This window comes from Microseira sp. BLCC-F43 (assembly GCF_041929235.1).
Classification (GTDB): domain Bacteria; phylum Cyanobacteriota; class Cyanobacteriia; order Cyanobacteriales; family Aerosakkonemataceae; genus Microseira.
On the sequence record NZ_JBHFNP010000108.1, the window covers coordinates 20623 to 38047 of the forward strand.

A 17425-nucleotide genomic window follows, 5' to 3' on the forward strand; every position below is an offset into this window, starting at 1 on the left:
AAATGAGCAATTCAACTCTAACAAAAATAATTGTTGAGCTATACCAAAAGTTAAATAGTGAGGAGCCGAATATTGCTATCAAAGAGTCAATTCATGAAATGGTTGAGAGCAATGGTTTAGGCTCATATAATAACATCCCATCATGGTTTTTAGATTTTTGGCAAAATATATTAAATAAAAAACCGACAGAAAAGGTGCAATTTTTAATGAGTGAAATTGTTAATTCAGATGCAGATATTATTAATTTTATGGCTGAATTGGCAGATATAATTAATATGAATTATGAAAACTATGGAGAAGGAATAGTAATGAAGTTTGAAACCCTAAATTTAGATGCGTTTATTTGTTTAGAGGGTGGACCATCAACTTGTTTTTATCAAATCAAATTGCTTGATAAAAACATAGAAAATAAATCTGCATCAGATCAAACTGCATGATGACGTGATTAAAAGGATCTCAAGCATTACCAAACGCTTTCTATTCCTCCCCAGTGCGATCGCACTATCGCACCTAACCCGCCTAGTCCTAATTGCCCAAGAACTTCAACACCAGGGTGCTGAAGTCGCTTTCGCCTTTCAAGAAAATGACCAGATTTTACAGCATTACAATTTTCAAGTTTTCTCCGTATCAGATGCTGTCGTTACAGACTTCAGTAGCAATGTATTTGACGCTTATACACCCTCTTTAATCCAACAATGCGTCAATGACGAATTAAAAGCAATTGAAGCCTTTAAACCCGATGCTATCATCGGAGATTTCCGCCTCACTGCTGCCATTTCCGCTAAAATTGCCCAAATTCCTTACATCTCGGTCGTCAACGGTTACATGACAGATTACTTCGACCCCGTTGATGTCATGATTCCCAAACAGACAAGACCTCTGGAACACAAGATAGCATCTATAGCAGCAAGATCCATTCAGCGAAGTCAGAAAAGAACGCTGGCAACTCACTTTAGAGAAATTGCCCAGAAACATAGGCTGAAAAAGCTTGTTTCTCTCTATGATTTTCTCACGGGCGATTTGACTTTAATAGCCGACTTGCCAGAGTTTTGCCCTCTGGAAAATCTGCCGCAAAACTTCCGTTATATTGGACCGCTGATTTGGGAGGGGTTGAACGGTACACCAGATTACCTAAAAGACTTCGATAGATCGAAACAAATTATTTATGCCACGACGGGCAATACGGGAAAAGAAACGTTTATTCAGCTGGTGATTGATGCCTTTAGAAACGATCCCGATCGTGAAGTCGTTTTGACGACTGGTGCTTTTATCCATCCTGATGCCGTCCCCAATATTTCCCATATTCATGTAGCAAGATTTATCCCAGGGTCGCAGATTTTGAAGCAGTCCCAGGCAGTGATTCACTGTGGGGGAAACGGTACGACTTATCAGGCAATGTCCCAAGGAGTCCCTGCGGTAGTCATCCCTTTCAACAACGACCAGGCAATCAATGCGTGGCTGATTAAGAGGAATAAAGTAGGCATTCCTTTATCGACTTCTGAATTGACGGGAGAGAAAGTTAAACTAGCTGTAAAGAAAGCGATCGCAGACACCGATATCCAAAATAACCTCCAACACTTCAAGGACATATTGACAAAAACTAATGGGCCGAAATCTGCTGCCGATGAGATAAGTACTTTTTTAGGGTGTTAGGAAGATGAACGCAACCACCGAACATTGTAAATTAGACAACGAACTGACGCTACGCGATTCTTCGGCATCGCCCTTAACCTTGCGGGTAATAGATTTGATGCTAAATAAGCAGGAAGACACCCTCACTGAGTGCCGCCTCACTTTCCAGCTAAGTCCAAAACTTTACCAGCGCATCGAGACTGAGGCATTGTTCAATCTTAAACCCCAATTGCGCGGCCCCTTTTTTGCTGGCAACTTCCAGCCCGAATCCGACATCGAAATCGAAGCCACTTTACAGCCGGATTTGCTGCTCCACCTGACAAATCATACCGCCAATCCCGATCAGACGGCAGCCTACCTCCAGAATCTCTGCCAACAACAACCTGACAACCCACTGCTATCCACCGAAAGTTGGTTTGGTTTGCACGTCAAGCAGATGGTTGAGTCGGGCGAGATTGGTTATCTGACTTTATGGTCTTATGTCAGTTTGTCAGTAATTACTCAGGAAGCCGCTTCGAGGGGACAGATTTCTCAGGCAATGATTAATTTCTTTAAAGATTGGGCTGATGCCGATATGTCGGCTGTGACTGAGGCTGCAATCTCGGAGTCTGTTGAAGAAATTAACAAGGCATTCGATGAGTTGGCTGATACTGGACTGGCGGTAACTGAGGAGGCAATTTCTGAGATTTTTGCAGAAGTTACCAGTGCCTTTGAAGAATTGGCTGATGCCGCAAATGAAGCGATCGCGCAGTCAGCCACTTCTAAGGAAGAAATTTTGCCAACTATCGTTAATTTCTTCACAGAAGATGACTGGCCTTTCGCCAAAATTAAAGGCGAGCCAGTGCTGCGTATGATGTTCCAAGGTAAAAATGGAAAATGGACTTGCTACGCTAAAGCTAGAACTGACCAAGCACAATTTGTCTTTTACTCTATTTGCCCCCTTAACGTACCAGAAAATAAGCGCTTAGCTATAGCAGAATTTATCGCTAGGGCAAATTATGGCACGATTATTGGCAATTTTGAACTAAACTTTGTCTCTGGGGAAATTCGCTACAAAACCAGTATTGATGTAGAAGGTTCGACGCTGACTTTTCTTCAGATAAAACAGTTGGTTTATACCAACGTGATGATGATGGATCAATACTTGCCTGGAATTAGGTCTGTAATTGATGGGGGTGTGGAAGTAAAGGATGCGATCGCTCAAATAGAATCATAACCAATCGTGCGATCGCACCCCCAATCCCTGTTAACTTTCTCTTCACTCAGGTTGTATCTATAATTAATAGAGATGTGGAACCATTTGATGCGATCGCCAAATCTCAATCATAACCAAACCTTCAAAACCAATCGTGCGATCGCACTATCAGCATCAATTCCAAATGCCCACCCCACAAGAATTATTGGAGAAGTCAATACGATAGGTCATGCTTCCAGGGAAAGTCCGTATTTTCGGTTCTGTTCGGCGATAAATTCTTCTAGGCTGGAAAATTGACCTTGCTCAAAATCGTCAAGTCCGCGTTGAATGCCTTCCAAAGCTTCAAAGAAATCGCTTTCATCAAAGCTGAGTCCGAAAGCGAGGACAGCCAGAGCAATACTGGCTAGATCTTGCCCTGTATTCTCGGCGCGTTGGCGGAGTAGTGCTTCAATTTTGGGTGGTAAGGTAAGCGTAAGGGACATAAAAATCTTGTGGAAAGTTGACTTTATTGTGGCATAGGTTTGCAACAGTTGGAGCATCACTCAAGTCTAGTTCAAAATTGCCAAGCGCAACAATTTGAAGATGAATTTTACGAAGAAATTGAGTTCATTAGCCCAATCGAGGCAGAGTTGGTTAGTAGTTCGTTAGGCATGACAAGCTCTTTGCCTGAACGTTCTCGGTGGATTACGCTGAATTTTTTGCTCAAAGCTGCAACATCTGCTCAGGAAAGTCAGCCAATTAGTGAGAATGAAATTGAGGAAATTGGTGAACTGAGTCTTGTTTTTGATCCAAATATGGAATGTATCGATGAGAGTTGGGTCATTTATACAGAATCTCCCTTTGTAGTAGCTAAACGGGAGAAAGACTTGACCCAGGAATTAAATCCAGCTTGAATACCAACCATCAGCAATGTGTCACCATCCGATGCGATTCGCCCAAAGGGCGTTCGCGTCAGCGTGCCGGAGGCATCTCCGCTTCGCGGAATCGCGCCTTTCTCGTGCCTCCGGCATATCGCTTTCTCAACTCGCCACGCCCAGCACTCGGATAAGCGAAGTCTCAAATAGAATCATAACCAATCCCGCTATTTTAACTTTCTGGTAACTGCCAGAAATCGGTAACATCGTATCCCAGTTCCCCCAGCATTCGCCGCAGCAAAGGCAAGCTGAGTCCAATCACATTAGAATGACAACCTTCGAGTTTTTCGACAAATAAACCGCCCCTACCTTCGAGGGCAAAACATCCGGCACATTTGAGGGGTTCCCCAGTAGCAACGTAGGCGGATATTTCGCTCGAGCTTACATTGGCAAAATAAACTCGCGTCACCTGTAGCTGCACCAAAGTTTTGCCTTGTTTGGTATCAATTAAAGCATGTCCCGTATAAAGATCGCCCACATTACCGCGCATGATTTGCCAGCGCGCGATCGCTTCCGACACCGAAGCGGGTTTTCCGTGAATTTCCCCATTCACCGACAAAACCGAATCGCAACCCAATACTAAAGCATCGGGAAACTGAGATGCTACAGTTTCCGCCTTACGTTGAGCTAAAATTTGCACCAGTTCGGCAGGGTCGCTTAACTGAAATTGAGACTCATCAAAATCGCTTTGGCGGACAATCGGTTCGATCCCGGCATTTTGCAGCAATTTTCGCCGCGCCGGAGAAGCGGAAGCAAGTACAAATTGAGGAACGCCCATAGGTAGATGAAAAGCAGGTGGGCAGGTGGGCAGATGGGTAGGTGGGCAGGTGGGCGGGTGAGTTACAGCGGATAAATTCCTCGTCTTGGTACAGCCTTAAGGCTTCGTTTGTATAGCGGCAGCATTAATGCTGCCGCTATACAAACCAAGGTGTACCTCATACGACTGCGATCCGCTGTAATTGTCATCTGTTAATCTTCCCAATTACCAATTACCCATTACCCATTACCAATAATTAATAAACCGAGAAAGAGTTAACCACTGTTTCCAACTGTTGTTTGGCTTTTTCCCAACGCTGTTCGGTGGTGGAAGCGTTGAAGGTAAACAGTTTACCGCGACTGACGACGACGCTGGCTAAATTGTGACGTTCTTGCTGGTTCGGGAGTTTGACGGCGTATTCTAAAAGGTAATAGGTTTTATCGCGAAGTTCCCGCGTTTCGGCGTTCACCAGTTCGGCGGTGCGACCGGAGTCGGGAGGAGCGATCGCACTCTTCGACAAGTTATATCCTACTTCCCCCGGCGTTCCCAACTCAGCCAAAGATTTACTGCCCGGTACTGGACTAACTACCAAACTTATGTTCTCGGTACTCTCGATCAAATCGTGGAATACCACCTCCGGACCATTTGACACTTTAACTTGCAACCAACCGTTAGGATAGAGGAACTGGTAACCTTTGGTAGTATCGACATAGCTTTTCAAACCGCTGGTCGGTGAAATGCTGCAACTAACCAAACTCACAGCTACTAATACCACTAGCAGAACCGCCGCAATCCGTTTCAACATTTATACTGTCCCCTTAAGCACCATGCTGGAATCGAGTAGCACTGTTATCTAGGCTACCTCAATCAACCCAGCGGTTCTATTGTCCCATCTCTTGTGTCTATTTTGGATTGATCGAAATCCGCTATGTTAACAAGCATCGAGTTACGCTGGTTTTACCCTGGCACGCTACCGCCTGAAATTCAAGATTGGTTTAATTCACAGGCGCTTGGCGAACCCCCCGCAGCGCCTGAACAACGGGAAGATTTTTATTTGCTACTGCCGGAGTGCGAGACTTTAGGGATTAAACTGCGGCAAGAACGATTGGAAATTAAATGGCGTAAAGCTGAATTAGGGGTGCTGCGATTTGGAGATAATGTAGCGGGGAAGGCCGAGAAATGGATAAAGTGGATCTGCGAAGATAATACGGTAGAAAATTTAGTAAAAGTAGATGTAGAGTCGAAAGCTTATTGGGTGGGTGTTTTGAAAGTGCGATCGCTCCGCAAATACCCAAACTGTAACGTTGAAATTACCCAGTTAACTATTAAAGGCAATGCTTGGTGGAGTTTCGCTTTTGAAGCTTATGGTGAAGAAGCCAATTTAATCGATAATCTTCAATCTGCCGCTAACTTAGTTTTTCAAACCTATTCCGGTTCCGACTTCCAACTTCAAGACTCCTACGCCTATCCCAAATGGCTTTCACTAGCTATCTAAGATCGCTCGCTTGTGCCAGTTGCGTAAATCCTGTTGATGTCGCGTCCCTACACCTGAATGGAAAATTAAATTATGCCTGTTCGCGAAACCTTATTTTTACCGCAGATCCAACTTTCTTACTTGGAATGGAACCAAGGTCAAGCACCCTTGCTGCTGTTACATGGTTTAGCCGATAATGCCCTGGTTTGGTCGAGTTTGGGCGATTTTTTGGCATCTGACTATCACATCATCGCGCCAGATTTGCGCGGACACGGTGATAGTAGCAAGCCTGAGCAGGATTATAGCTTCCAGAGCGCGATCGCTGACCTAGAAGCATTAATGGATGCCAAAGGATGGTCAAGCGCTCATGTAGTTGCTCACTCGTGGTCGGGTAAACTAGCTGCTATCTGGGCAAGACAAAATCCAGCGCGCCTGCGGAGTATGGTTCTAGTCGATCCAATCTTTATTTGGAAAATGCCCAGTTTCCTGACAATAACCTTTCCATTTTTGTATCGCGTTTTGCCATTTCTGAAAGCAATGGGTCCATTTGATAGTTACGAACAAGCTTTAACTTTGGCACCGCAATTAAAACAATATCAAGGTTGGAGTCCCCTGCAACAGAAAGTTTTCCAAGCTGGAATTGAACAAAAACCCGATGGTCGTTGGGGTAGCAAATTTACCATTGCCGCTCGCGACGGGATTTTTGCAGAAGTAATGCAAGTCGCTGGACTAACAATACCGATAGCAATTCCCACCCTATTCGTGCAACCAGAAACAGGCGTAAATCGGTTTGATTGGCAACTCCAACCTTACAAAACCTATCTGAAAAACTTACAAATCTGCCAAGTACCGGGGAATCATTGGCCTTTTTTAACCGAGCCGGAAGCATTTAACCAAACTGTAGCAGATTTTTTAAAGCAGTCGGCATAAGTGCCTTGAAATAAACAGGACTTACGCAACTTCTCTATATGTAGGGTGCGTTAGCGATAGCGTAACGCACCCTACATTTAGAAACTCCCTTCCTTTTCTCTTCTCTTCACCCCGGTTCGTGCGTCCTCTGCGGTTCATTAAACAGTTAATTAACTCAAGTTGCTAGTTATCTCTCTGGGAGCGGCTAATGGCTAATGGCTAATGGATCGATTGGTAAAAATCCAAGATTAGCAATTAGCAATTAGCAATTAGCAACGCGCTTGTTTATAACTAGCAACTTGCGTTAATCATCAGTTGCAGCGAGTTTAGCTACTTCGTCAGTACTCGCCTGTTCTCCTTGCAACAGAATGCAATCTCCTAACTCTAATTCCATCGCACCATCTACCTTATAATCCAACTTGCCGTGTCTGCGGATTGCTTGCACCCGCAGGTTGTATTGACGCTGCAAATCAGCTATTTGCATTCCCAAAAGCTGGGAGTTTTCTGACAGCGTCACCCACTGATGGGAACCTTCCCCAATTATGCAGCCACCCCGCACCAAATCTTTAAATGCTGACAATTCTTTTCGTTCTCCCACTGCGAGCAAGCGGTCTTTTGCACTTAAAACTGTCTTGGCGGGTGGATAATACTGAGTTTCGTCGCCCTGGTGTATAGCCATGATCGTGACCCCTGTCAAGTTGCGAATATCCGCTGCCGCCAGGGTCATTCCAATTAAAGGGGAAGTGGTATCCAAAGTTACCCATTCTTGGTTGAGTTCTGGTGCTGCGGCACTCAAATCTAGTTGTTGTTTGCGAATTGTGCGTTCGCGGCGAATACTTTGATAGCGATCGCTCCGCATCCGATCGATCACCGAGTAGATAATCGATCTGTTAGTTCCCAGAGTTGCTAATAAATGCGCCGTAATTTCCAAAGCTGCTTCAAATTCCGGTTGTACGACTTCTTTTGCACCTAACTGAGTCAGCAGGTCAATTTCGTCATTTTGATGGGAACGAGCGACGATATCTAATTCTGGGGCTAATTCTAGGGCGCGTTTGAGTAACAAACGGGTACTTGCCGGATCGGGGAGAGCGATCGCTAATGCTTTAGCTTTATCCAAATGTGCCTTTTCTAACACCAACTCGGAATCTGCATCGCCAAAAATATAGGGAATTTGCTCGCTTCTTAACCGTTTAATCCCCGCTTCGCTATTTTCAATCACCAAAACTTTGTGACCCTGCTCTTGCAAGATATTGACGATTGTTTGTCCAACTCGCCCATATCCGGCGACGACTACGTAATCTTTGAAACCTTCTGGAAGTGACAAATCTTTAGTATCGCGAAACTGACGCAGGTAATCTGATAAAAACGGCAATTCGCCGATTTTATCGGCTAAAACTCCAGAAAAGCGCACCCAAGCTGGAGTTAGTAATAAAGTAATCGCTGTCGTTCCTACTAATAGGAAATACTTGTTTTGGTCGATAAACCCTTGTTGCAAACCCACCAAAGCTAAGACAAAGGAAAATTCCCCGATTTGATTCAGTCCGAAGCTGGCGATCGCTGCGGTTTTAAACGAGTAGCCAAAATTCATCACTATTGGCAGAATAATTACTGCTTTCCCCAGCATCACGATCGCCACCAAACCCAAAATTTGACCAAAATTACCCATCAAGACATGGGGGTCTATCAGCATTCCTATCGAGGCAAAAAATAAGCTAGCAAACGTATCTCTCATGGGAAGAACTTTCGCTAAAGCTTGGTCGGCATAATCAATTTCGCTAATCATTAAACCAGAAACAAACGCCCCCATTTCAATCGAAAGACCAAGTTTAGCAGTAATTAAAGCTACACCCAAGCATAGGGCAATTACGGTGATAAGAAATAACTCGCCGCTTTCTGTTTCGGCGATGCGTTTAATTAATAGGGGGACTAACCAACGACCTGCGGCGATCGCTGCTGCCAAAAATACCAGTACTTTCAGTAAAGCTGCTCCCAATGCTGGGCCAAGATTAGCGGGGTTATTCAGTGCCGGTAAAATTGCTAACATCAACCCTAAAGCCAAATCTTGGGCAATCAAAATCGCCAACATCACTTGACCGTGGAGGGTGTTAGTTTCCCCGCGTTCGGTGAGGGTTTTGAGAACGACAGCAGTAGAAGAAAGCGAAAGCACCGCACCCAGAAATATTCCCTGGGTCGGCGTATTCACCCAACCGCTGACACTGGTCAATAAAGTTACCAGGGCAATAGTAAGACCAATTTGCAATAAACTGCCTTGAATTGCAATATCTTTTACCCGTTTAAGTTCCGCGAGGGAGAACTCAACGCCGAGGGCGAACAACAGAAACGCCACGCCAATTTCTGCCAAAGGTTTAATTCGATCCACTTCGCTCAAAAATTTGAGACCAAATGGGCCGATAATTAAACCGCTGACTAAATAGCCGATCAGCACGGGTTGGCGCAGTCGGTTAGCAATATAACCTCCCACCGCCGCAGATCCCAGCACCGATGTCAGATCCAGAATAAAGTTTTGTCCTGCTGCCATATTTCGCTGGGAAAGTTATGGGTTATATTCTATAACTTTGTTAACTTTATAGTCAATCAGCGCTATATTTAAAATAAAATTCAATCTCAAGTTTGAAATTCCAGAGATGAAAATCTTAATTGTTGAAGACGAACCGGAAATCGCCAAACTGATCCAAAGGGCTTTGGAAGCCGAAAGCTTTTCCTGTCAGCGATGCGGCGACGGACTGACGGCGTTGCAATTGTTTCAGGAGATGCAACCCGATCTGATCGTCCTCGATTTAATGCTACCTGGTTTGGATGGTTTGGAAGTATGCGCCCGCATCCGGCAAAAACCAGGGCCGAAAGACCCTTATATTTTAATGTTAACGGCAAAGGGAGAAGAAATTGACCGGGTAATTGGCTTATCTACAGGCGCGGATGATTATTTAGTTAAACCATTTAGTCCCAGAGAATTGGTTGCGAGGGTAAGAGCATTACTGCGCCGCAGTCTCCGTCACGGCGCACAAAGTTTGGTTTATCGCACCCAACATTTTACCGTTGATGTAGACCAGCGCACGGCTTACCGCAATCTGAATGCCAATCAATCGGAAACTTTAGACTTAACGGCGTTGGAATTTAATCTTTTAAGCACGTTTGTCAGTCAACCAAATCGAGTTTGGAACCGCACCCAGTTGATTGACAAACTTTGGGGCGATGACTTTTTTGGCGATGAACGGGTGGTAGATACTCACGTCGCCAGACTGCGGAAAAAAGTCGAGCCAGATCCGGGAAATCCCACTTTTATTAAAACGGTCATCGGCGTCGGTTATAAATTTGAAGACCCAAATCCCTCCTAATAGGTAATGGGTAATTGGTCATCGATCATTGGTCATATCATGTCCTTACGCAATGGAAGCCCAAGTGTTTTTAATCCTGTAGGTGCGGGTTTTACCAATCAATCCGTGGCTCCAAGAAATATTTCGTTAAACCCGCCCCAACTTACACTAACGATGAAACGGACATGATATAATGGGTGATTTTATATTTTAGATTAAATCTGCAATATTATGGCGAAGTTTGGTTTGCGCGATCGCTTATTTTTTTCCCACCTCCTGGTGATGCTAGTCGGAGTAGGCAGCCTCGTAATTATTGGTAAAGTATATTCCCCCCGCTTTTTTATCGTGCAACTGGAACAAATCGAAGATACTAATTCGGGGTTCTTTTATGACCGCGCTCGTTTAGTACAAGGCTTTGAAATTGCCTGGAGTAGGACAACTTTTTGGTCGGTGATTGCAGGCGCTACCGCTGCGGGTGGATTGAGTTATTGGGTATCGAAGCGAATTATGCAACCTTTGAACCAAATGGAAAATATTACCCAAAAATTCGCCTCTGGAAAAATGAAGGAGCGAATGCCTGCAATTGAAATTCCAGAACTGAATCAATTAGGCGTTAGTTTCAACCGCATGGCATCGAGTTTAGAAGGGGTGGAAAAAAGACGGCGTGAACTAATTGGAGATTTAACCCACGAGTTGCGAACCCCCCTAACGGTGATTCGCGGTTACTTAGAAGAATTGGCAGATGGTAGCATCAACCCTACGCCGGAAATTTATCAGCAATTAGCCAAAGAAACAAAGCGGTTAGAGCGGTTAGTCAACGATTTGCAAGAACTTTCAAAAGCCGAAGCGGGTTATTTACCAATTAAGCTGAAACCCGTTAATTTGCTGAATTTATTCAAGTCATTGGTGCAAAAATTTACCGACCAACTGCTGGAAGATGGCCCGGTTTTGCAATTAGATTGTCCGCCACAGTTGCCCTTGGTATTAGCAGATATTGACCGAGTAGAACAGGTGCTGGTTAACTTGTTGGGTAACGCTCTACGCTATACTGAAAAAGGTTCGATTACGCTGCGGGCTTGGACTGAACCCGGTAAGCTTTGGATAGCAGTAATTGATACGGGATCTGGCATTTCACCTGAAGATTTGCCCCATATTTTTGAACGCTTTTTTAGGGCAGATCGTTCGCGTGCTAGGCATTCTGGAGGAACCGGCATCGGTTTGGCGATTACCCGCCGGTTAGTTGAACTACAAGGTGGTCAAATTGAGGTAGAAAGTAAGTTAGGGAAAGGCAGTATTTTTCGATTTTTCCTGCCTTTAGCTTAATGGGTTCAGGACTTACGCAAATTTTCTATATGTAGGGTGCTCTCTTCGAGCAGATTACGGCACCATTACACTATATTTAGTGTTGTTGCGTAAGTCCTGGGGTTGATCGATTAAGAATATTTTAGTCAATTGTCAGTAGACAACCGACAACTAACTATTGACTCTTCCTTTCCCTCTGAAAACTGAACCCAGACCAACTGCGCCCAAAGCCAACAGACTCCAGACAGGTGTCGTTTCGGGAACGGTTGCATAGTCAAAGATCAACTCTGCATCAAACCGAATGTGGCTACCAGGCGGATTGGTAATTCTAAATGGGTAAACGATTCCACCTGGGGGAATAATTCCGCCACTTTGAACTAACTTTTTGCCATCAGGAGATATAACTAGACTCCTGAAAATATTAGAAATTGCTCCACCCCAGATCGCATCTTGATCGTCGGGAATAATATCGATCGCGCCTATGATGTTAAACGGCGTGTTATTGATCGCAGTTCGAGGAGGAGAATCTGTAAACAGAGTTAATACAACGCCATTGCCACACCAAGGGGGACAAATTCCCACTTCAGGTGTTTCCTTATCTGGAGGAGGTATAATCACATTATTTGTGACTAGCACGACAGACTGAGCAACAGCAGGGGTTAAAAGCGCGATCAAAGCTGCACTGGCTGTAGCCATCGACAGCTTGTTGATTAAACTTGCAAAAGCCATCAGCGATTTACGTACTGTAATATTATACATAGAAATAATATCATTTAACGACGGCTGCTACTGCCTCCAAATTGGATATTTGGCAAAATTGATCGTCCCAAGATCGCCCTGGTGTGGGCTTATATCATGTCCGGTTGCTTCGTTATCGGGGTGGGGGCGGGTTTATTTTAGTTATCTGTTGCTAGCAAAGATTCACGACTTACGCAAGAAGAGGCCAGAAACTCTATCGGGAGAGAAACTCCTACACCTGTTAACGACAAGGATGACTATATTGAAACGGCTCGAAAACTAGCTAAACTGGAAACAATACCGCAATTGGTAAAAGTTGGCTTAACAGCAGAACAAATTGCCCAAGTTCTAGATTTGCCTTTGGACGAAGTACAACAAGAGATACGAGCAGCGAGTCTAAATAATAAACTAGGCTGAAGAGGTCAAGAAATATGACACAAGAACTTATAGATTTAAGAACCAGTATCTTAGAAGGTCGATACAACGATGCTTTGGCAATTGTAGATGAGTTAGAAGGAATGAGCAAACAAGCAATTTGGCGGACAATTCAATCTTATTTGCTCATTTTGTTGATTCACTTGATTAAAAACCAAATTGAGCAACGCTTAACAGCGTCTTGGGTGAATTCGATTCGTAACTCAATCAGAGAAATTAAAAAGCTGAATCTTAAAGATAATAAAACTTCTTACTACATCAATGAAGATGAGTGGGAAAACTTGATTGATGAAGAAGTCATTGAGGATGCGCTCGCCGATGCAAGTGAAGAAGTCATGAACGGAAAATATACCCGTTCTCAACTGTCAGAAATGTTAGAGCAACCTCAATTAATTAAAATAGCAACTAAACTGATCGCTCTGACTTATACCCATTCTGCCAAAGAATTACCCGCGCTAATTGAGGAACATTTAGCACAGTTACCTGGTGGCGAAGACTGGATTAACCGCAGAAAATAGAATTTTTGCGATCGCTACTCGTCGTCAGTACGCACCAGAACGGGGTCATTGATGTGCGATCGCCTGTTGGTATGAGTGGGAGATCGATCGCACCTGAGTTTGCTGACTTACTGTTGAGATGGCTAACTCAGCAGTTAGCATCTCTACAAAAAATACCGAAAACGGGTGAAGTGGGGTGGGAAAACTTTTGATATTTGTTAATTAGGTGCAGTTAAATCAAATGAAAATGGTTATGTAGGTGTCCCGCCTGCCCATTTTGAGTTGATTTACCTTCACCTACTTAATAGATCTTTTTGATTATTTGTGCTTTCACAAGAATAAAAGCAATGAACGACCAAAAAGCGAAACAATGGGGAATGTGGTGTCATCTAGCTGCCCCTATAGGGGGAATACTAGGGTTAGCTATAGGATGGAAAATTTACATCGATTATCCTTCAGTATGGCTTTCTTTCAATTCCTTCTTGCTTCCTCATTTCGGTAAACGTGCAGCCATGCGCTGTCTTTGGCTGATTATTTATCAGATGGGAAGTACTTTGGGATCGCTTATTTTATTGGGGATTGTCATAAATAAAAACTCTTTCGTTAATAATTTTAGTAAAAACTCTCTCAATTTTCAATTATCAATGCTCGCATACTTGATAGGTTTTAATGGGCTTTCAATATTCCCTTTACTAAAATTCCTGTTTGTGGGTCTAATACCTTCATTATGGTTCTTCACTTTGATTGTCCCGATTATTGGGGCAATTCAGGCTAGGAGAGGCAAATATTATAGAACCCCTTTGACCATGAATGTCGTTAATTTTTTTACTGGGAATTTCCCTGCTTTTTCAGTTGAGCAAACCGCTAATCATGAGTTGGGAACAAGTAGTTTTAATCAGCCAAGTGAGCCAATATTAACCTCATCAAATAAGATGTGGGCTATGTTGTGTCATTTTTCTTATTTAGCGTGTATAACAATACTCTACGTTCTGCGAGTATTGCTAATATTTTTGTCTGGCTATTATACGCCCGTGCCTCCTTCTCCCCTGTGGACAATACTAGGATATTTAATACTTTTGATATTTTTGCTTGTGCTGGCTAGCCATATTTTACTACCTCTCATGATTTGGTTGACTCAGAAAAATAAACATCCATTTATTGATATATGTGGTAAAGAATCTCTCAACTTTCAAATCTCCATGACTCTTTACTTCGCACCATTTTTTGCTATAGCACCTGCCTTACAAGAGACAATGTTTTGGTCTATAGGCGCTGCTCCTCCTGGAATGCCCGTAGTACCCCTTTTAGCTCGATTAATTGCTTTGATGCTATTGATCCTATTGGTGTTTGTTCCGTTAGTTTGGTTAATCCTGCCAATTGTTGCGGCAATTAAAGCCATACAGGGCAAGTATTATAGATATCCCTTTACTATCCGATTTTTCCAATAGTTTGAAGTTTTGACCGAAAATCATAGGGCGCAAGCCCCTGGCTTTAGACATGGGGTAAGCCCGTAGGGGAATTTATTCCCCGTCAGATTTCTTTCTGATTTTGGATGTACTGTTTAACTACTTCCAAAGGCGCTCCCCCAACTGTAGAAACGAAGTAAGAGTTAGTCCACAGAGTAGGAAGCCTTGATTTAAGGTGTGGAAACTCTAAACGAAGATACCTAGATGTTGCGCCCTTAAACCTCTTCACGGCTTTATGAACTCCAAACTGAGGGTCTACCTCAATCAACAAGTGGTTAGAGTCGAACGAGTAGTCACCTACCCGAACTCTCCTTCAAAACCGGACGTGAGACTTTCACCTCATCGGCTCCTCGTTTGTTTGGCACTTGTCATGTGTACCGCTTTCCGGTGTTTCAGGATTAGGGGATGGGCTGATAAGATTCATCACTTCTCATCTCGCATACTTGTGGTTCCCATTTGGCGTGAATAATATCGTGGCAATGTCTATGTACAGCCTTCAAATTAGTTCTTTTGTTATTTTTGTGGTTCCCATCCACATGATGAATTTCAATCAAACTTTCTGAAGTAAAGTACATATTGCAGTGAGAGCATTTCCCTTTTTGTGATTTCAGGAGGTCTGCTAATAAGGGCATTGTACCAGGGTACTCCCCTCTTCTCTTGCTCCAATAAACCCAGTCTCCGTCATAGGGGCTTTTATCTCCCCGCACTTTTACGTGCCTAGTAATTGGTGTCCCATCGTGCCGCTTAAGTTCTTGTCCATCATTAGACGCAAACACCCAATTCCTAGTACCACTCTTTTTCCATCGGCGGCGGCAGCTTTTTTGCCGCGGTGACGTTTATCTGCCCATCCAAAAAGCTGATGAAAGGTGACGAAATCAGCCATTTCAAATGTGTCTTGGCTGCCCACAGTTTTGGAGTAATTACACCATCCCGTAATGACTGGATTAAGTCTGGCAATTAACGCCTCTTTAGGAGCGTTTTTATGCTGTTCGATGATGTGACCCACTTTGTTATTGTGTTCTTTCAAAGCTTTCTTTGAAGGGGTGATGATAGTCTTACCCCCTTGGTTGGAGGAGAATTTTCCAACTTTATATTGTTGAATATGTCAACCCAAAAAGTCAAACCCGACATTGCCACTTTCTTCAATGAGTGTGTGCGAAAGTCTGGTTTTTTCAGGCTTAAGTTCTAAACCCATGTCTTTTAACCAATCAATTATTATCTGCTGACATCTTTGGACAACGGCTTTGTCTTCGTGTAAAATTACGAAGTCATCAGCATACCGAATGAGGCTAAGGCTGCCCCTGTTAACCTTTTTGCCATATCCTGCCCTAGTGGGCAAAGTTTCGGCATATTGTTTAATCCGGTTTTCCATACCGTGGAGAGCTATATTAGCTAGTAATGGTGATAAAACACCACCCTGGGGCGTACCCTCAGATGTTGGAGTATAGGATGATTTTGATTCGGTACTCCAGTCAATCACTCCCGCTTTCAACCAAGCACGAATTTGTCGGCGAATGGTGGGGAATGTATTCAATTTTCTCAGCAGTGCATCATGGTTAATGCGGTCAAAGCACTTGGCAATATCGGCATCTAGTACGTATTTGGGCTTAAGCCGGATTGCAATAAATATTGCTTTAATGGCATCGTGACATGAGCGTCCGGGTCGAAATCCGTAGCTATCAGGCTCGAATTTAGCTTCCCATTCTGGCTGCAAAGCAGCTTTTACTAGAGCTTGGGTTGCTCTATCGTTCATTGTGGGTATACCTAATGGGCGTTTTTCCGTTTTTGTGGGCTGATCTATCCAGACACGCCGAACGGGTTTTGCTTTATCGGTTAATCTCAGTTGGTCTACAAGTTCCAGCCTTTTTTGCGGGGTTAGACTTTTAACTCCATCTATTCCGGCGGTTTTCTTGCCCTGATTATCCTGAGTTACCCTGCGAACGGCTAATACCTTTGCCGACTTTGACTTCATCAAGGTTTTTTGCAGCCTGCGAACTGCACGATGGTCTCCACGCTGTGCGGCTTTGAATATGCGATGAAAGCAACTTAAAGACAGCCCGTTCGATGTTACGCCACGGGATATTCTTCCATTCCACAGTAGTTTTTGATAACTCTGTATTAGACTTGTTCATTGCTACTTATACCTATTCATTCCAAACAATCGTGAATCCGTCAGCATATCCTCACCATTACGTGAGGCTTTGGCTTCTGATTCAATCCTGCCCCCATATATCTTGCGGTTAGCAACCTACTATAAAATCGACCGTTTCTAGAGACATATAGGGGTTAATTCGTTCCTAATGACCATTGATAGAACTGTTAGGGCAATGCTCTCTGCCGGGTTTTATTTGAGGTGCAGTCTAATCGCCACATTAACGTTAGACCTTTATCCTTGCCCGTTTTGGGTCTCCCAGTGTTAGTCCAGAGGGACAACAACCTAATTTCACTGGTTGCCTGTTACGGCAGTTAATAGCATTTTCGCGCTTCGCTACCCATGAGTTCTTGCTAGAAGGGATTTCAGGATAGGTTTCCCAATTACCTCCACTTAACTTCCCCGCTTTATCAATTGGTTTGCTACACCAAATAATAGGGGAAGCGCTTTCAACTCTGCACCTTGAGTGGTGGGACCCTCACCCACATGGTCATTAAGTTGTCAAGGTTCAGTTCAGCCGATACGACGGGCCATAACGCTTGCTAGGCATACACTTAGGGCTGATAGCCTTTCGTTTTCGCCTAAACGAATCGCACAACGTGGTCGGGCATAATTTCCA

Annotated in this window: 19 protein-coding genes and 1 pseudogene; 12 read left to right on the forward strand and 8 right to left on the reverse strand. The window is 43.8% G+C overall.

Going from position 1 to position 17425, the window contains the following annotated elements; translation table 11 throughout:
* The first annotated feature begins 2 nt into the window (after nucleotides 1-2).
* Genes ACE1CM_RS16055 through ACE1CM_RS16065 form a run of 3 tightly spaced genes read left to right on the forward strand, consistent with a single transcriptional unit; the run spans nucleotide 3 to nucleotide 2848 of the window.
* Nucleotides 3-437, forward strand: coding sequence for a hypothetical protein (locus ACE1CM_RS16055; RefSeq protein WP_374878516.1), 435 nt, complete (start codon nucleotides 3-5; stop codon nucleotides 435-437).
* Between the two features lie 4 nt (nucleotides 438-441).
* Nucleotides 442-1653 carry a glycosyltransferase gene (locus ACE1CM_RS16060; RefSeq protein WP_374878517.1) on the forward strand — a complete coding sequence of 404 codons (1212 nt, stop codon included), beginning with the start codon at nucleotides 442-444 and terminating at the stop codon, nucleotides 1651-1653.
* Nucleotides 1654-1657: 4 nt separating this feature from the next.
* Nucleotides 1658-2848, forward strand: a complete 1191-nt coding sequence (locus tag ACE1CM_RS16065) for a YbjN domain-containing protein (RefSeq protein ID WP_374878518.1) — start codon at nucleotides 1658-1660, stop codon at nucleotides 2846-2848.
* 206 nt (nucleotides 2849-3054) lie between these two features.
* Here ACE1CM_RS16065 and ACE1CM_RS16070 read toward each other — a convergent pair whose 3' ends face one another.
* A complete protein-coding gene (locus tag ACE1CM_RS16070; protein ID WP_374878519.1) occupies nucleotides 3055-3309 on the reverse strand; it encodes a hypothetical protein in 255 nt (84 codons plus the stop codon).
* Nucleotides 3310-3348: 39 nt separating this feature from the next.
* On the opposite strand from ACE1CM_RS16070, the gene ACE1CM_RS16075 reads away from it, so the two are divergent.
* Both ACE1CM_RS16075 and ACE1CM_RS16080 read left to right on the forward strand, forming a co-directional pair.
* Nucleotides 3349-3720 (forward strand): hypothetical protein, encoded by a 372-nt coding sequence (locus ACE1CM_RS16075; RefSeq protein WP_374878520.1) that lies wholly within the window; start codon nucleotides 3349-3351, stop codon nucleotides 3718-3720.
* Nucleotides 3717-3875, forward strand: a complete 159-nt coding sequence (locus tag ACE1CM_RS16080) for a hypothetical protein (protein WP_374878521.1) — start codon at nucleotides 3717-3719, stop codon at nucleotides 3873-3875. Before ACE1CM_RS16075 ends, ACE1CM_RS16080 begins: the two co-directional genes overlap by 4 nt.
* Nucleotides 3876-3913: 38 nt before the next feature.
* On the opposite strand, the gene ACE1CM_RS16085 is transcribed toward ACE1CM_RS16080, so the two are convergent.
* Together ACE1CM_RS16085 and psbP are read right to left on the reverse strand one after the other, a co-directional pair.
* A complete protein-coding gene (locus tag ACE1CM_RS16085; protein ID WP_374878522.1) occupies nucleotides 3914-4519 on the reverse strand; it encodes a Maf family protein in 606 nt (201 codons plus the stop codon).
* Between the two features lie 235 nt (nucleotides 4520-4754).
* Nucleotides 4755-5303 (reverse strand): photosystem II reaction center PsbP, encoded by a 549-nt coding sequence (psbP, locus tag ACE1CM_RS16090; RefSeq protein ID WP_374878523.1) that lies wholly within the window; start codon nucleotides 5301-5303, stop codon nucleotides 4755-4757.
* A gap of 123 nt (nucleotides 5304-5426) precedes the next feature.
* Between psbP and ACE1CM_RS16095 the strand changes: the two genes are divergently transcribed.
* Together ACE1CM_RS16095 and ACE1CM_RS16100 are read left to right on the forward strand one after the other, a co-directional pair.
* Nucleotides 5427-5993, forward strand: a complete 567-nt coding sequence (locus ACE1CM_RS16095; RefSeq protein ID WP_374878524.1) for a hypothetical protein — start codon at nucleotides 5427-5429, stop codon at nucleotides 5991-5993.
* Nucleotides 5994-6065: 72 nt separating this feature from the next.
* Nucleotides 6066-6902 carry an alpha/beta fold hydrolase gene (locus ACE1CM_RS16100; RefSeq protein ID WP_374878525.1) on the forward strand — a complete coding sequence of 279 codons (837 nt, stop codon included), beginning with the start codon at nucleotides 6066-6068 and terminating at the stop codon, nucleotides 6900-6902.
* Nucleotides 6903-7185: 283 nt separating this feature from the next.
* Here ACE1CM_RS16100 and ACE1CM_RS16105 read toward each other — a convergent pair whose 3' ends face one another.
* Nucleotides 7186-9420 carry a cation:proton antiporter gene (locus tag ACE1CM_RS16105; RefSeq protein WP_374878526.1) on the reverse strand — a complete coding sequence of 745 codons (2235 nt, stop codon included), beginning with the start codon at nucleotides 9418-9420 and terminating at the stop codon, nucleotides 7186-7188.
* Between the two features lie 106 nt (nucleotides 9421-9526).
* Between ACE1CM_RS16105 and ACE1CM_RS16110 the strand changes: the two genes are divergently transcribed.
* Together ACE1CM_RS16110 and ACE1CM_RS16115 are read left to right on the forward strand one after the other, a co-directional pair.
* A complete protein-coding gene (locus ACE1CM_RS16110) occupies nucleotides 9527-10237 on the forward strand; it encodes a response regulator (RefSeq protein ID WP_374878527.1) in 711 nt (236 codons plus the stop codon).
* Between the two features lie 210 nt (nucleotides 10238-10447).
* Complete coding sequence (locus tag ACE1CM_RS16115; RefSeq protein ID WP_374878528.1) at nucleotides 10448-11539, forward strand: sensor histidine kinase; 1092 nt, start codon at nucleotides 10448-10450, stop codon at nucleotides 11537-11539.
* Nucleotides 11540-11689: 150 nt separating this feature from the next.
* Here the strand turns inward: ACE1CM_RS16115 and ACE1CM_RS16120 are convergent, their stop codons facing one another.
* Nucleotides 11690-12277, reverse strand: a complete 588-nt coding sequence (locus tag ACE1CM_RS16120) for a hypothetical protein (RefSeq protein ID WP_374878529.1) — start codon at nucleotides 12275-12277, stop codon at nucleotides 11690-11692.
* Between the two features lie 410 nt (nucleotides 12278-12687).
* Here ACE1CM_RS16120 and ACE1CM_RS16125 point away from each other — a divergent pair, with 410 nt between their 5' ends.
* From ACE1CM_RS16125 to ACE1CM_RS16135, 3 genes are all read left to right on the forward strand, one after another.
* Nucleotides 12688-13209 (forward strand): DUF29 family protein, encoded by a 522-nt coding sequence (locus ACE1CM_RS16125; protein WP_374878530.1) that lies wholly within the window; start codon nucleotides 12688-12690, stop codon nucleotides 13207-13209.
* A gap of 5 nt (nucleotides 13210-13214) precedes the next feature.
* Nucleotides 13215-13400, forward strand: a complete 186-nt coding sequence (locus ACE1CM_RS16130; RefSeq protein WP_374878531.1) for a hypothetical protein — start codon at nucleotides 13215-13217, stop codon at nucleotides 13398-13400.
* 135 nt (nucleotides 13401-13535) lie between these two features.
* A complete protein-coding gene (locus tag ACE1CM_RS16135; RefSeq protein ID WP_374878532.1) occupies nucleotides 13536-14636 on the forward strand; it encodes a DUF4870 domain-containing protein in 1101 nt (366 codons plus the stop codon).
* Between the two features lie 82 nt (nucleotides 14637-14718).
* On the opposite strand, the pseudogene tnpA reads toward ACE1CM_RS16135, so the two are convergent.
* The 3 genes and pseudogenes from tnpA to ACE1CM_RS16150 form a co-directional block, all read right to left on the reverse strand.
* Nucleotides 14719-14937, reverse strand: a pseudogene (gene tnpA, locus ACE1CM_RS16140) (IS200/IS605 family transposase); the annotation flags it as partial.
* Nucleotides 14938-15363: 426 nt separating this feature from the next.
* A complete protein-coding gene (locus tag ACE1CM_RS16145; RefSeq protein ID WP_374878533.1) occupies nucleotides 15364-15681 on the reverse strand; it encodes a group II intron maturase-specific domain-containing protein in 318 nt (105 codons plus the stop codon).
* A gap of 78 nt (nucleotides 15682-15759) precedes the next feature.
* On the reverse strand, nucleotides 15760-16773 hold the full coding sequence (locus ACE1CM_RS16150; protein ID WP_374878535.1) for a reverse transcriptase domain-containing protein: 1014 nt from the start codon (nucleotides 16771-16773) through the stop codon (nucleotides 15760-15762).
* Nucleotides 16774-17425: the final 652 nt, after the last annotated feature.

Coding starts and splice junctions, on each gene's coding strand:
- ACE1CM_RS16055 (WP_374878516.1), top strand. CDS start 3: ATGAGCAATTCAACTCTAACAAAAATAATTGTTGAGCTATACCAAAAG.
- ACE1CM_RS16065 (WP_374878518.1), top strand. CDS start 1,658: ATGAACGCAACCACCGAACATTGTAAATTAGACAACGAACTGACGCTA.
- ACE1CM_RS16070 (WP_374878519.1), bottom strand. CDS start 3,309: ATGTCCCTTACGCTTACCTTACCACCCAAAATTGAAGCACTACTCCGC.
- ACE1CM_RS16085 (WP_374878522.1), bottom strand. CDS start 4,519: ATGGGCGTTCCTCAATTTGTACTTGCTTCCGCTTCTCCGGCGCGGCGA.
- psbP (WP_374878523.1), bottom strand. CDS start 5,303: ATGTTGAAACGGATTGCGGCGGTTCTGCTAGTGGTATTAGTAGCTGTG.
- ACE1CM_RS16095 (WP_374878524.1), top strand. CDS start 5,427: ATGTTAACAAGCATCGAGTTACGCTGGTTTTACCCTGGCACGCTACCG.
- ACE1CM_RS16100 (WP_374878525.1), top strand. CDS start 6,066: ATGCCTGTTCGCGAAACCTTATTTTTACCGCAGATCCAACTTTCTTAC.
- ACE1CM_RS16105 (WP_374878526.1), bottom strand. CDS start 9,420: ATGGCAGCAGGACAAAACTTTATTCTGGATCTGACATCGGTGCTGGGA.
- ACE1CM_RS16110 (WP_374878527.1), top strand. CDS start 9,527: ATGAAAATCTTAATTGTTGAAGACGAACCGGAAATCGCCAAACTGATC.
- ACE1CM_RS16115 (WP_374878528.1), top strand. CDS start 10,448: ATGGCGAAGTTTGGTTTGCGCGATCGCTTATTTTTTTCCCACCTCCTG.
- ACE1CM_RS16120 (WP_374878529.1), bottom strand. CDS start 12,277: ATGTATAATATTACAGTACGTAAATCGCTGATGGCTTTTGCAAGTTTA.
- ACE1CM_RS16125 (WP_374878530.1), top strand. CDS start 12,688: ATGACACAAGAACTTATAGATTTAAGAACCAGTATCTTAGAAGGTCGA.
- ACE1CM_RS16135 (WP_374878532.1), top strand. CDS start 13,536: ATGAACGACCAAAAAGCGAAACAATGGGGAATGTGGTGTCATCTAGCT.